Annotated in this window: 9 protein-coding genes and 1 pseudogene; 6 read left to right on the forward strand and 4 right to left on the reverse strand. The window is 57.4% G+C overall.

Features of this window, described 5'->3' with window-relative positions:
- Nucleotides 1-68: 68 nt before the first annotated feature.
- Nucleotides 69-942 (forward strand): annotated as a pseudogene (gene pgl / locus BISA_RS11940) (6-phosphogluconolactonase).
- Nucleotides 943-1,319: 377 nt separating this feature from the next.
- Here pgl and BISA_RS05535 read toward each other — a convergent pair.
- From BISA_RS05535 to BISA_RS05550, 4 genes are all read right to left on the reverse strand, one after another.
- Nucleotides 1,320-2,633 carry a hypothetical protein gene (locus BISA_RS05535; RefSeq protein ID WP_051917354.1) on the reverse strand — a complete coding sequence of 438 codons (1,314 nt, stop codon included), beginning with the start codon at nucleotides 2,631-2,633 and terminating at the stop codon, nucleotides 1,320-1,322.
- Between the two features lie 95 nt (nucleotides 2,634-2,728).
- Entirely contained in the window at nucleotides 2,729-3,163 is a 435-nt protein-coding gene (locus tag BISA_RS05540; RefSeq protein ID WP_033890684.1) for a hypothetical protein, read from the reverse strand.
- 308 nt (nucleotides 3,164-3,471) lie between these two features.
- Nucleotides 3,472-4,926: an NADP-dependent phosphogluconate dehydrogenase gene (gndA, locus tag BISA_RS05545; RefSeq protein WP_033890685.1), complete on the reverse strand. Its 1,455-nt coding sequence runs from the start codon at nucleotides 4,924-4,926 to the stop codon at nucleotides 3,472-3,474.
- A gap of 264 nt (nucleotides 4,927-5,190) precedes the next feature.
- Complete coding sequence (locus tag BISA_RS05550) at nucleotides 5,191-6,429, reverse strand: putative ABC transporter permease (RefSeq protein WP_237746102.1); 1,239 nt, start codon at nucleotides 6,427-6,429, stop codon at nucleotides 5,191-5,193.
- Nucleotides 6,430-7,100: 671 nt separating this feature from the next.
- Between BISA_RS05550 and BISA_RS05555 the strand changes: the two genes are divergently transcribed.
- The 5 genes from BISA_RS05555 to BISA_RS12235 all read left to right on the forward strand — a co-directional run bounded on the left by BISA_RS05555 (nucleotide 7,101) and on the right by BISA_RS12235 (nucleotide 13,180).
- Complete coding sequence (locus BISA_RS05555) at nucleotides 7,101-8,126, forward strand: glycoside hydrolase family 43 protein (protein WP_033890688.1); 1,026 nt, start codon at nucleotides 7,101-7,103, stop codon at nucleotides 8,124-8,126.
- Nucleotides 8,127-8,186: 60 nt separating this feature from the next.
- Nucleotides 8,187-9,452, forward strand: coding sequence for an oligosaccharide MFS transporter (locus BISA_RS05560; RefSeq protein WP_081890025.1), 1,266 nt, complete (start codon nucleotides 8,187-8,189; stop codon nucleotides 9,450-9,452).
- Nucleotides 9,453-9,572: 120 nt separating this feature from the next.
- Nucleotides 9,573-10,595 (forward strand): LacI family DNA-binding transcriptional regulator, encoded by a 1,023-nt coding sequence (locus BISA_RS05565; protein WP_033890689.1) that lies wholly within the window; start codon nucleotides 9,573-9,575, stop codon nucleotides 10,593-10,595.
- Between the two features lie 263 nt (nucleotides 10,596-10,858).
- Nucleotides 10,859-12,493 carry a beta strand repeat-containing protein gene (locus BISA_RS05570; RefSeq protein ID WP_237746096.1) on the forward strand — a complete coding sequence of 545 codons (1,635 nt, stop codon included), beginning with the start codon at nucleotides 10,859-10,861 and terminating at the stop codon, nucleotides 12,491-12,493.
- 90 nt (nucleotides 12,494-12,583) lie between these two features.
- Entirely contained in the window at nucleotides 12,584-13,180 is a 597-nt protein-coding gene (locus tag BISA_RS12235) for a hypothetical protein (RefSeq protein ID WP_051917355.1), read from the forward strand.
- Nucleotides 13,181-13,183: the final 3 nt, after the last annotated feature.

Below are 13,183 nucleotides of genomic sequence, written 5' to 3' on the forward strand. Positions count from 1 at the left end.
CACCCCTATCGTTCCCCTCAGCTGGTTACTCTTACGCTGAGGGGATTTTTTAGTGAAGGAATATCGTTATGGCAAACCGCACACTGATTGTGTATCCCAATAAAGATTTGATGCTGCAAGCAGGTGCGCAGCGTTTGGCGCTGGCACTGTTGGATGCGTTGAACGAGCGTCTGGCAGATGGCAGCCACCGTGCGCGTGTGAATGTGGCATTGTCCGGTGGTTCGGCAGCTCAACCTCTGGGTTTGGTATTGTCGGACGCTTTGGCTGATTCCATTGACTGGTCTCGCGTGCACTTCTGGTTTAGTGATGAACGCTTTGTGCCGGCTTACGACACTGATCGCAATGCCCTGGAAGCACGCCGACTGCTGCTCGACCAGCTCGTTGCTGAAGGCAAGCTACCCGAATCAAACATTCATGAAATGCCGGCCGATGAGCGTTCCGCCGACGAGATTGCCGAGGTCATGGCAAATGCCGGCAGCAATGATGATTCCGTTCGTGAAGCCGCGGACACTGATAACGCGACGCTGCTGGATGCTGCCGCGCGAGTCTACGAGCAAGAGCTGATTCGTGAGATGGGCCCGGAGCCGGTATTTGATCTGATGATTCTCGGCATGGGGCCGGATGGTCATTACGCGTCGCTATTCCCGGCTTCCTCCGGTCATCATGAAGTGGATGTTACCGACCGCCTAACCGTGGGCGTGAGTCACTCCCCCCAAGATGCCGCCGCTGCGCATTTCACTGACCGCGCCGCTGATCGCCCGCTCTCGCCGCACCTGGTTCTTTGCGGCCGGTGCCGGCAAGGCTGATTCATTGGCGCATGTGTTCGCAGCGCACACCGATGGCACCGGATTGACTGGCGACCCGGAGTACCCATCCTCCTACGCCGGCGGCACCGAGGAATTCATCTGGTTCTCCACCGAGGAGACCGTAGTCAAGCTGTAGGAAGCCCAGAGGTGCAGCAGCGCAATCACGTTGTACACTCTTTGAGAATCAGAATCTGTCCCGGTACGGAAAAAGACTAGATATATTGAAAACCGGGACAGATTTGCATGTCCCGGTTTTCTATTTTTGCCTTATTGAAGCAACCGAGACAGAAATTCTGGCGGCACATGCTGTGTCCAGTATTGCAAATGGCGGAATATCGCCATTCCTGTTCACGTCGGTATTCGGGATCAAGAATAATCTGCCACGGTTCGCAATAATCAGCCGATTCTTACTACCGAGACACAAAAAAATGTCCCGGTTTGCGCGCCAATCGATTGACGCGCAAACCGGGACGATACGCACCATCCAAGCTGAGGCTCAATCGCAGCTACTGCTTACTGCGCCTCAGCTTGTGGAGGTTCCGACTTGGTATGAACGATATTGTCACGCAGCTGTTTAGCTTCTTGGCCAACATGTTTAGCACCTGAAGTGATTGCTTTACCAGCCTTACTGCCCAAATCGACTGCGTTGGCACCAATGCGTTTCGCGTTCGTCGACACAGTGCCGGCACCATCAGCAATAAACTTGCCTGCGGCCTCACGCCAGCGTGGAGCCATCTCAATGCTCACCTGGTCCGCCTCAATACCAATGGCCAGAGCAAATTGCGCTAATTGAGCGTTCACGGCATCGAGATGATTCAACGAACTATCCACGGCAAATGGATGCAACAGCTTCTGCTTGCGCATGCGTTCCGCTGATTCGGCAATGCTGCTGTTGAGTTGAATCAGTTTGCTTTCGACATCATGCAATCGGCGCCGGCGAGCCACCTGCAATCCTTGCTGATGTTGTTCCACCGTGTCCGGCTGCTCCATCAGCACACGATCCAGTTCCAGCACCGATACCTTGTCCTGCAGCTGAATCGCGCTCGCGAGAATACCCAGCCATTCAGTTGCATCCTTATGCAATCTCCGCGCAACGGTCTCAACTTCTGCGGCATCCGAAGCCTCATTGAGATTCTTGGCGAGATTCTCGATTTTCAGCAGCGCATAGCTTTGCGCCGCAGCCACCACCCTTGGGCAGTCAGCGATCTTGGACCATGTAGTCCCCGTAATCGAACCAACATTCTTACGGATGGACATTGTCTCGTCAACGAGACGAGCAATGCCAACCAAATCGGCAACAGCCTGATCCTTCTGATCCTGCAGTAAATCATCAACTTTCTTATCAATGGATTTGAGATAGTCAGTAATCTCCTCCACCGCCTGCTCAAGTGCCATCTGCGCCATAATGCCAGCAGCGCCGGTTACCATCTGCGGATTAGCCAGCGACTTCAACTGCGATAGATTTTCAAACTTGATAATCTCAACGATTCTGCCCTTGTTGCGCACCACACCGGTACCTGTGGAACCATACTGCTTGACCAACTTGGCGGATTCCTCGGTCATCTTGACCCATCGGCCATCGTTCGCCATTGCTTCGCCAAGAGCTTGTGCTGCATGGCTGGCCTTCTGCAGCGACTGCTTCTTTACCGTGCGTGTATTCGCCGCATCTATGCCCACGGAGGCAAGCCATGAGTCAATCTGCTGATGGTCGGCGCCGAGAATCAGCAGACCCTGCTCGTCCTCAATGATCTGCAGCGGCTCCTGAGGCTGCGCACGATGGGCCCCTTGCACCGCGCTGCTCTCCGGTTCCGAAATCTCCGCACTCATAGTGCACCTTCCCCATTATTGGTAAACACTCAATCGGCTCTGACTGCAATTGCTGCCTCAGCTGTTGGCTCAGGCCTTGATTGCGTTGCCATCGACTATTCCGCAGCAGCTTGGAATGCGCTGTCCCACAACTTCTTGGACCGTTGCTGCAGCGACTTGATTTTCTTACGATCCTTGTCAGGAGATTTCTCAAGCATCTCAACGCCACGGCGGATTTTGGCCAGTTCAGCTCGCCATGATTCGATTGGCGCATCGTCGGATAGCTCTGCGGAACGGGAGGCGATAAGCTCTTCGACGCCTTCGCATTGAAGCGATATTTTCTCCAGTGGATCTTTTGTCAGATGCATTTTGGAGATAAGCTCAATCAATTTCTCGGAAAAATGCTGATCTCGCAGCCAATTAAGGAACGATGCCCACATTTCCGGATTGGCTACAGCCGAAACAATCGCGGTCACCGCAGCTGCACCCAACTTTGCCGCGACTCCGCCGCCTTTGCCGGCGTTCACTTTCACAGGCTTCTTCGCTGCCATCGCCTTCTCCTCTCATGTGCTTCAATGCAATCCTCATCTTACCCAGGCACCGGGTTGGGAGCGTGACACGAGGCTGATTTTGTCTGTATGTATGCGCAATACACCTGTGCGTACCCGCAATTCGTCCGTATGTACGCACGAAGAACCACCCCTGTGCGTACATACGATCGTTTTGGACACAAAAAACGTCCGTATGTACGCGCAGGTATGTGCAAATGCGCGTACATACGGACGATTCGGGACTATCGCCAAGCCCGAAGAAGGCCGGAGAGCCCACCGGGCTCTCCTAAGCCTGAGATTGAGGAGTTTTACTCCTCAATCTCAGGCTTGCCTTCTTCAGCCCACAACGTGTGGAAAACGCCGGACTTGTCTACGCGGCCGTAGGTGTGGGCACCGAAAAGGTCACGCTGGGACTGGGTCAGGGCGGTAGGCAGGCGCTTGGAGCGCAGACCGTCGTAGTAGGCCAGAGAGCTGGAGAACACCGGAGTCGGGATGCCAGCCTCAACAGCGCGGACAATCACGCGGCGCCATGCATCCTGGGATTCGCCGATGATCTTCTCGAAGTACGGGTCGAACAGCAGGGAGGCCGGAGGGTTGTCGCCCTTGAACGCCTCGGTGATGCGGTCGAGCAGGAACTGGGCGCGGATGATGCAGCCGCCACGCCAGATGCGCGCCACTTCAGACAGGTTGATATCCCAGCCGTACTCCTTGGCACCGTCCTGAATCTCGTTCAGGCCCTGAGCGTAGGCCACCACCTTGGATGCGAACAGCGCCTTGCGCACGTCCTCCACAAACGCCGCGCGATCTTCGCCGGTCAGGTCGATGGTCTTGTTCGGGCCGGCGAGGCCCTCCTGCTGGGCGGCCTCGCGCAGCTCGCCGTGCGACGACAGCGCGCGGGCGAACACCGCCTCGCCGATCGCAGCCACCGGGGAGCCGAACTCCAGACCGGTCTGCACGGTCCACGTGCCGGTGCCCTTCATGCCGGCGTGATCGACGACCACGTCCACAAACGGCTTGCCGGTAGCGGCATCCTTGTGATGCAGGATCTCGGCGGTGATCTCGATGAGGTAGGAGTCCAGATCGCCCTTGTTCCACTCGTCGAACACGTCGGCGATCTCCTCGGCGTCCATGCCGAGCCCGCGGCGCAGAATGTCGTAGGCCTCGCCGATGACCTGCATATCGGCGTATTCAATGCCGTTGTGCACCATCTTGACGAAGTGGCCGGCACCGTCGGTGCCGATGTGGGTCACGCACGGCTCGCCATTGACCTTGGCCGCGATGGATTCGAGGATCGGGCCCAGGGTCTTCCAGGATTCCGCAGTGCCGCCAGGCATCAGGGACGGGCCGTTGAGCGCGCCCTCCTCGCCGCCGGACACGCCACAGCCCACAAAGTGGAAGCCCTTGGCGCGCACTTCCTTCTCACGCTTGATGGTGTCCTTGAAGAAGGAGTTGCCGCCGTCCACGATGATGTCGCCCGGTTCGAACACCTCCTCGAGCTGCTCGATCACGGCGTCAGTCGGAGCGCCGGCCTTGACCATGATGATGGCGGTGCGCGGGCGCTTCAGGGAAGCCGCGAACTCTTCCAGTGTCTTGGCGGGCACGAAGTTGCCTTCAGTGCCGTGCTCGTTGATCAGCTTTTCAGTACGGGAGTAGTGACGGTTGAACAGGGCCACAGTGTTGCCGTGGTGCGCCAGATTGCGCGCCAGATTGGAACCCATTGCGGCCAGTCCAATAACACCAATGTTTGCTGTAGCTTCGGCCATCTGCCTTGCCTTTCCTCATATCAGGAACAGTTCAATTCCAAAACTTCAGTCTATCCTTGACCCCGGAGTCATGCACGGTCAGTCTTACGCTTGCCGCGTACTGATTATCTGAATATCTGTCTGCTGCACAGGGCGTGGTTGGCTGGGGCATGCAACGCCCGACACGCTCAAGGTCCGCTCGGCCAAGCCTACGGTCTGGCATTGCATGCCCCAGCCAACCACTTACTTTGTAGTCATAGTTCTGTAGCCAGTAATCGCCAAGGACTACATACGGCCGGCTTTGGTGGGGTCGATGGTCATGGTTTGGAAGCGGGCGGCCATGTAATCGTTGCCATAATGCTCGCCGAACCAAAGCGCGGCGGGCGAGGTTTGTGGCTGACCGGCAAGCCGGCCATACCAGCAGTCAAGCGCCATTAGCGTGAATGCAATATCAATAATCATCAGCACAGCACACACAACGGTGAGCGAATAGCGCACTTTCCAAGGAATGAGATTGATAAGCGCCAGCATGCGCGGCAGCAACCAACGCACCCAAACCAAACCAATCAGACCCCAAAAGAACATGTATTTGCCGGAAGTACGGCCATCAATGGAGAGCCATTGGCCGGTGTAATCCCACGCAGTAATGCCAAACGCCACTTCCATGAACCAGCTGGTCACATATTCGAAAGTGCCGCCGATCACCGCTGATGCGCAGAAAATCAAACCGGCGTTTGCTTTCCATAGGCGGTTCAAAAACACGGTGACCAGTACCGCGCCGCAACCATAAATCGGCGAGAACGGACCCCACAACAGGCCGGCGCGGTCCTGCAGTTCGCCGTGATACAGCGCAAAATGATAAACAGTTTCGATAAGAAGCCCACCCACGGATGCAATCGTGAATAGCCAAAAGATATTGAAGAAATCCAGTGCGATATAACCTTTGCCGGACTGATCGCGTCCGAGCATGCCTGCAGCCACCGCGGCATCGTATTCTTCACGATCATCCATGCGCCTGAGCGCGCGCTGTAGCCGGCGTTCCTCTCGCAGAGACGGGTCGGCGGTTACCGAAATCACCACGAGGATGATCATCTGGATTGCAGGCAGCACCAGGTTCCAACCCAGGCCTTGCAGAGCGAGCGACAGCATGCCTTCGGCCAGAGTAAGCGGCATCAGCACATACGCCCATCGCGCGGCATAGCGGCGGCGGTTACGCAGCAGCAAAATACCAAAAACGATAAGGCATGCCGCATTGATAATCAGCACTACCGCATGAAGCGCGGAGAGAATGAACGTCAAGCTCATGGCGTCCACATGCACACGACCGGAAAGGATTTCGCGCACGCTGTAGATGGTTGCGAACACTGTAAATGGCAGTGCGGCAAGACCGTCGAGCAGAATGAGGATGCCGTAGACACGAGCCAAAATCGGTAGTCGTTTGGCATCCAAATCCAGACCGGCGCCATCCAGTTCGGCGGCCACCAGGTTCGCTTCGATGGCGGACTCTTCAGCAGCCGTATTCATATCAAATTTTTGGGATTTTTGGCTGCTGGAAGATGCGCGATTAGCCATGCCGCCCCCCTTCATACTGCCCGCTGGACGATGTCTTCTATTGTGGCACAATGCTTCGCGCCGGAATTGTGATTATAACGAAGCCGCACTGCAACTTCGGCTACCGCACCAGACCATAGCCCCAGCCGCCGTCTAGTTGACTGTAGGGAATCGAACACTGACTGTAGGTTTTTGGACACCAACTGTAGGAAATCCAACACTGACTGTAGGAAATCCAACGAATTACGTTCAAAAACCTACAGTCGGTGTCCAAAGTCCTACAGTCGGTGTTCAAAGTCCTACAGTCGGTGTTCAAAAGCCTACAGTCAATGAGCAATGGGCAAAAGGCAAGAGACGGGGACGGGGGATGCGGCTGCAGCACGGTGTCTGTTATCAGGAACTTTGCGACACGCCGCGCGACTGTGCACGTTTCCAGTTATTGCAACAGGTGGCACATACTGCAATGCCGCAGAACTTGCAAAACTCATCAGCAAGCGTATATTTACTGACTGGAAACGTGCACAGTGTTGTTTCAGGTTTGGTCAGCGTCAGACATATGCCGACCAAGAAGTCGCAAACCTGCAGCAACCCCGCGCACACCGACACAACGATGTTCACTGTCCAAACATCAACGAGGAGACATCATGGCATTACTGCCGAACCCTATCGTGCTGCAGCGCGCTGATCCGTATGTGCTGCGCACTGACGATGGTTACCTGTTCACCGGCTCCTACCCGGTATACGATCGCATCACCCTGCGCCGCTCGAAGACCCTTTCCGGCCTGCAGCAGGCCGAGGAACACACCATCTGGCACAAGCATGAAAGCGGCACCGGAGCGATGAGCGAGCTCATTTGGGCCCCGGAAATCCACCGCGTGAACGGCCAGTGGGTCATCTACTTCGCCGCCGCGCACACCACTGAAATCGACCCAGTGGCCGACACCTTCCAGCACCGCGTATTCTGCCTGACCTGCGACGACACCGATCCCATCACCGGCGAATGGGTTGAGCGCGGCCAGGTCGACACCGGTATGGATACCTTCGCGTTGGACGCCACCAGCTTCATGCACACCGATGGCCACCAGTACCTCATCTGGGCCCAGCAGGACCTCAACATCGAGGGCCACTCCAACCTGTACATCGCCCGCATGGAGAACCCGTGGACGCTCGCCACCAAGCCGGTGATGCTCAGCAAGCCGGAACTCGACTGGGAGAAGATTCGCTTCATCGTTGAGGAGGGCCCGGCAGTTCTGAAGCACGGCGACAAGATCTTCGTGACCTTCTCCGCCTCCGGCACCGGCCCCGAATACGCAATGGGCATGCTCACCGCCAATGCCGACGCCGACCTGCTCGACCCGGCCAACTGGACCAAGTCCAGCGAACCGGTGTTCACTTCCGACGAAACCGTGCGCCAGTTTGGCCCCGGCCACAACTCCTTCACCACCACCGAAGACGGCCAAGACGTGCTCATCTACCACTGCCGCAACTACGTGGAAATCCTGGGCGACCCGCTGTTCGACCCGAACCGCCACGCTCGCATGGGTCTCATCACCTGGAACGAGGACGGCACCCCGAACTTTGGCACCCCGCAGATGGACACCCGCTGGACTCCGGCAACCACCGACGTGCTGCCGGCAGACGGTCATCTCGACGTTGACGAAACGCTGTGACCAGCCTCCAATAACCCTTAACCACCACAACATCTCATTAATCCAAGAAACGGAATCATCATGGCACAGGAACAATCAACCTCCCTGCTGAGCTCCTTGAAGCGCGGCATTTTCTGGAACTTCGGCGGACTGTACTTCTTCTACTTCGCCGTCTGGCAGCTCATCTTCACCTTCCTGCCGTACTGGCTGAAGGGCGATGCCGGCATGGACACTACCGCATCCGGCCTGGTGTTCTCCATCATGTCGTTCGGCGCACTGATTCTGCAGCCGATTTTCGGACCGATCCAGGATCGACTCGGCCTGAAGAAGGGCCTGTTCATCTTCGTGGTCTGCTGCATCCTCTTCCTCGGCCCGCTGTTCCAGTGGGTGTTCCTGCCGATCATCGGCGCTAACCAGATCTTGGGCGCCATCGTGATGGGCGCTTACCTGAGCCTGTGCCTGAACGGCGGTGTGGGCGTGATCGAGGCTTACAACGAGCGTTCTTCCCGCGCCTACAACTTCGAGTACGGCCACGCACGCCTGTTCGGCTCCCTGGCCGGCGCAACCGCTTCCTTCGTGGGCGGCATTATGTGGGCCAAGAACACCGGCTCCATTTTCTGGGCAATGACCTTCTGCGCAGCCGTGCTGCTCGTCCTGATCTCCATCGTCAAGCTGCCTGAAGACCACATGGCCGGTGCCGTCAAGGCTGAGGAAGGCGATAACGCGGACAACGAGCCGATCTCCCGCGAAGAGTGGGTTTCCATCTTCAAGAACCGCAGCTTCTGGGGCTTCTGCCTGCTGATCATCGGCTCCGCCACCATGTACGACGTGTTCGACCAGCAGTTCCCGAACTACTTCGCCTCCTTCTTCTCCGATGCCACCGCCGGCGCCACCTTCTTCAGCCGCGTGGTTTCCGTCCAGATCTTGCTTGAGGCCATCTGCATGCTGTTCATGCCGGCTCTGATCAACAAGATCGGCGCCAAGACCGGCCTGCTGATCTACGGCGGCATCCTGTTCGTGCGTGTGCTCGGCTGCGCCTTCATCAACACCATTCCGATGCTGGTCTTCTGGCGTCTGCTCGCCGCTCTGGAGATGCCGTTCATGCTGGTCTCCGTAATGAAGTACATCACCCGCGTGTTCGATAAGCGCCTCTCCGCCACGGTTTACATGTATGGCTTCGGCACCGCCAAGCAGATTGGTTTGACCATCTTCTCGCTGGTGATGGGCAACATGTACACCCAGCTCGGCTTCCACCACGCCTACCTGCTGCTCGCCGTGCTCATCGCCGTGTTCGTAATCGGCGGCTCTCTGCTCATGCGCAACGATAGCAAGCAGGTTGAAGCCTGATAATCCCGACCAGCACTATCATGCTGTGACTATAGACTCGTACTATCAGTAGTCACAGCACATGTAACGGCCGCATTGCCCTACGTGGGCATGCGGCCTTTTACATATGAAAGGTTTCGAGTGAACCAGCATAAAGCGACCATCCATGACGTTGCACGTATCGCCGGCGTCTCCCGCGCCACCGTGTCCCGCTACCTCAACGGTCGCAAATGGGTGAGCCAGGACGCCGCAGCCAATATCAAAGCCGCCATCGAACAAACCGGCTATGTGGCCAACAGTCACGCTCGCGCACTGGTTACCGGCCGTGCCGGATCCGTGGCATTCCTGCTGGGAGAACCTCAGAAACTATTGTTCGAGGACCCGAACTTTGCTGCACTGCTGAGAGCCGTGGCCGATGAGTTGGGCAAAAAAGGCGTCTCGTTCATCCTGATGACCACCGATAATCAGGATGAAGCCAAGCGCAATCTCGCATACCTGCAGGCCGGCCATGTTGACGGCGTGATTCAGGTGGCTTGGCACAAGGATTCCAGTGAAATGTTGAATGGCTTGGTTGAGGCCGGCATCCCCACCGTTATTGCAGAGCAGCCATCCGACGAGACTCTGCCTGTGGGCTATGTGCATGTTGAGGATTACGGCGGCGCGCGCAAGGCCTGCGAATATCTGCATGAGCGCGGCGCCAAGCATATTGCGATGATTGCCGGCCCTGCAGGTCCGAGCGGTACACGCGATCGCGTGCACGGCTTCCTTGATACTGTGGCCACATTCGACGATGATTCCAGCGCCACTCAGGCCCGCATTGTGCACGGCGACTACTCCGTAGACAGCGGTGAAACCGCTATGGCGCAGCTGCTCGACACTGATCCCACCATCGATGGCGTATTCGTCTCCTCTGATGCTATGGCAGTCGGCGCCATTAAAGCACTGCGTGCACGCGGCCTCAAGGTCCCGGATGATGTGCAGATTATCGGCTTTGATGATTCCTCAGCAGCTACGCTCGCTGATCCTGCACTTACCACTATCCGTCAACCTTTCGCCGCTATTGGCAAGCATCTGGTCGACCAGCTCATGCGTCTAATCAATGGTGAACAGCCGGTTGGTGTCACGCTGCCAACCGAGTTGATTGTGCGCAACAGCACGCGCTGAAGATAGCGTTTACGAACTACCCCCCCAGTCAGCCTACGGCTGACAGCTCCCCTGACAAGGGGAGCCTGAGAAATCAGCGCTTTCAGGAAACGTCCAAAAACCTTCCAGAAATCATTGCCGGAACTTCCGGATTCCCTTACCGGTCACTTAAGTCAGCCTTAGGCCTTTCGCTGTGTACTTGAATCATCACAGACAAGCAATGTTCGGTTGCATCCCACCGCAAGCGCGGGGTGCAACCGAACAGTCTCGCGAAAGGAACCATCATGACCAGCAACTCTTCGTTCGGCAAGCGGCGGACGACCACCGCAGACGGCAGCGTCAAAGCACGTCGCTTCGCGCATATGCCGCTCGGCAAGGCAGCCGCCACCGCAGCAGCCATTTCCCTGGTCACCGGATTCGGCTACGGCATGGCGGGCACGGCCATCGCTGGTAGCCTCGGCTGGGGCAACGGTTCAAGTTCCAGCAGCAGCGCCACGTTGCAGGGCCAGCCCGGCGGCGGCGCAGACACAATGACCTACGACTACACCGGCACATACTCCGGCGCACTTACTGCGGATGGTAAGGAAGTCAGCTCCGATGGCGAAACCACCGAGGCCACCAATTCCGATCAGAACACCGCCTTGGCCCAGAACGGCGGCACACTGACACTCACCAACGTCACGTTGAACAAGTCCGGCGACTCGGATAACGCCGACAACAACAACTTCTACGGCACTAACTCCGTGTCGTTGACCGTTGGCGAGAATTCAAAAACCATTATTTCCGACTCTTCAATCAATGCCTCCAGCTCCGGCTCGAACGGCATCTTCGCCACCGATTCCGGCACTGTGCTGGCCAATGATGTGACCATCAATACCACGGCCGACAACTCTCGCGGACTTGACGCCACCTACAGCGGCACGATTTTGGCGAGCGCCATCGCCGCCACCACCAAAGGCGATCACAGTGCCACCATCGCCACCGACCGCGGCGGCGGCTCGATTTCCGCCACCGATTCCGAGCTCAGCACCGCAGGCTCCGGTTCGCCGCTGCTGTATTCGACCGGCAATGTGCAGGTTTCGAACGTGACCGGCACGTCCACGGGCTCGCAAATCGCCGGCATGGAAGGCCTCAATACGATCTTGATTAAGGATTCCACGATGACCAGCACGGCGACCGGCAAAACCGCAAGCGACCCGGTGGCCAATGGTGTGATCATCTATCAGTCCACTTCGGGCGACGCCGAATCCACCACCGGCGAGCATGCCACGTTCCAAGCTGCGGATTCCACGCTGAAATCGTCCATCGAATCCGGTTCGATGTTCTACTTCACGAACACCACAGCCGATGTAGTGCTTTCCAACACCACGCTGGATTTCGACTCCTCTAAGGCGGCGCTCATCACCGCGGCCGGCAATGATTCCAATAATTGGGGTTCTGCTGGCTCGAATGGCGCGACCGTGGTCTTTACCGGGCGCAATCAGACGCTGAATGGCACGGTTGCTGCCGACACCATTTCCTCGGTGACGCTCAACCTGCTGGATGGTTCGACTTGGAACGGCGAAGCAAGCATCACCGAGAACGCGAACGCCACCGATAGCACCACTTCTGATGCACCCATCACAGTGAATGTAGATGGCACATCGACGTGGGTGGTGACTGGCGACACCACGGTGTCCGCACTGAATGTGGCCGACGGCGGCTCGGTGGTTGATTCCGATGGCAACACGGTGACCATTGTTGCCGGTAGCAAAACCGTGGTGAAGGGCACAGGTTCGGTGACCGTCACCGTAACTGGCGATTACAGCACCGCACTCCCCGATTCGGCTACGAATAGCGACACCGAGCTCAGCACCGATCTTATCGACCGCGCTGATTTCGATAGCGAGTTCGGTACCGATACCACTTGGAGCATGTAGCAGCACATCGCTACACCGCTAACCGCCTGCATCTTCTTCCCTCTCTACATCCAAATCACACACCGCATACTTTCCCGAAAGGAACACATCATGACCAGCAACAATATCAATCCGAACATTCCGGCCAAGAACACCACCGATACCGCAGCCACCGAGCAGACTGCGCGAACCACCGCCTTCCAACAGACCGCACAGCAGCCCGGCAATCAGACCAACGCCAACTGGAACTGGCAGCAGACTCAGCAGACTGCACAGCCTCGTGTAAACGCACCTCAGCCGAATCGTTTCGCAGCGACGGCAGCTCTCAATCATGACTCCCCAGTCAAGGCCATTACCGGCAAGGCTGTAGCCATCATCATTGGTATCAGCTTGGGTTGCGGTATCTTGGGCGGTCTCGGCGGCGGATTGGCGTACGGCGCCATCTCCAACAGCGGCTCCAAGACCACATCCAGCCAGCAGATGCAGATGCCGGGCGGCAGCTCCCAGGGAGGCCAGTCGCAGGGTCAGGGCGGCGGCATGCCAGGAGGTATGCCAGGCCAATCCAACGGTGAGTCCGGTTCCGGCAACGGTCAGTCCGGCGAGGGCAACAGCAGCTCTGGTTCTGATTCGTCCAACTCATCCGGTTCCACCGGTTCCTCCAGCCAGCAAAGCGGCACCAGCACCGATACCGGCACCATCGAAAGCTGATTA

This window comes from Bifidobacterium saguini DSM 23967 (genome assembly GCF_000741715.1).
GTDB lineage: Bacteria > Actinomycetota > Actinomycetes > Actinomycetales > Bifidobacteriaceae > Bifidobacterium > Bifidobacterium saguini.

Excerpts from the sequence above, each read along its gene's own strand:
- BISA_RS05535 (WP_051917354.1), bottom strand. The coding sequence starts at position 2,633 with ATGAGTGCGGAGATTTCGGAACCGGAGAGCAGCGCGGTGCAAGGGGCC.
- BISA_RS05540 (WP_033890684.1), bottom strand. The coding sequence starts at position 3,163 with ATGGCAGCGAAGAAGCCTGTGAAAGTGAACGCCGGCAAAGGCGGCGGA.
- gndA (WP_033890685.1), bottom strand. The coding sequence starts at position 4,926 with ATGGCCGAAGCTACAGCAAACATTGGTGTTATTGGACTGGCCGCAATG.
- BISA_RS05550 (WP_237746102.1), bottom strand. The coding sequence starts at position 6,429 with ATGAATACGGCTGCTGAAGAGTCCGCCATCGAAGCGAACCTGGTGGCC.
- BISA_RS05555 (WP_033890688.1), top strand. The coding sequence starts at position 7,101 with ATGGCATTACTGCCGAACCCTATCGTGCTGCAGCGCGCTGATCCGTAT.
- BISA_RS05560 (WP_081890025.1), top strand. The coding sequence starts at position 8,187 with ATGGCACAGGAACAATCAACCTCCCTGCTGAGCTCCTTGAAGCGCGGC.
- BISA_RS05570 (WP_237746096.1), top strand. The coding sequence starts at position 10,859 with ATGACCAGCAACTCTTCGTTCGGCAAGCGGCGGACGACCACCGCAGAC.
- BISA_RS12235 (WP_051917355.1), top strand. The coding sequence starts at position 12,584 with ATGACCAGCAACAATATCAATCCGAACATTCCGGCCAAGAACACCACC.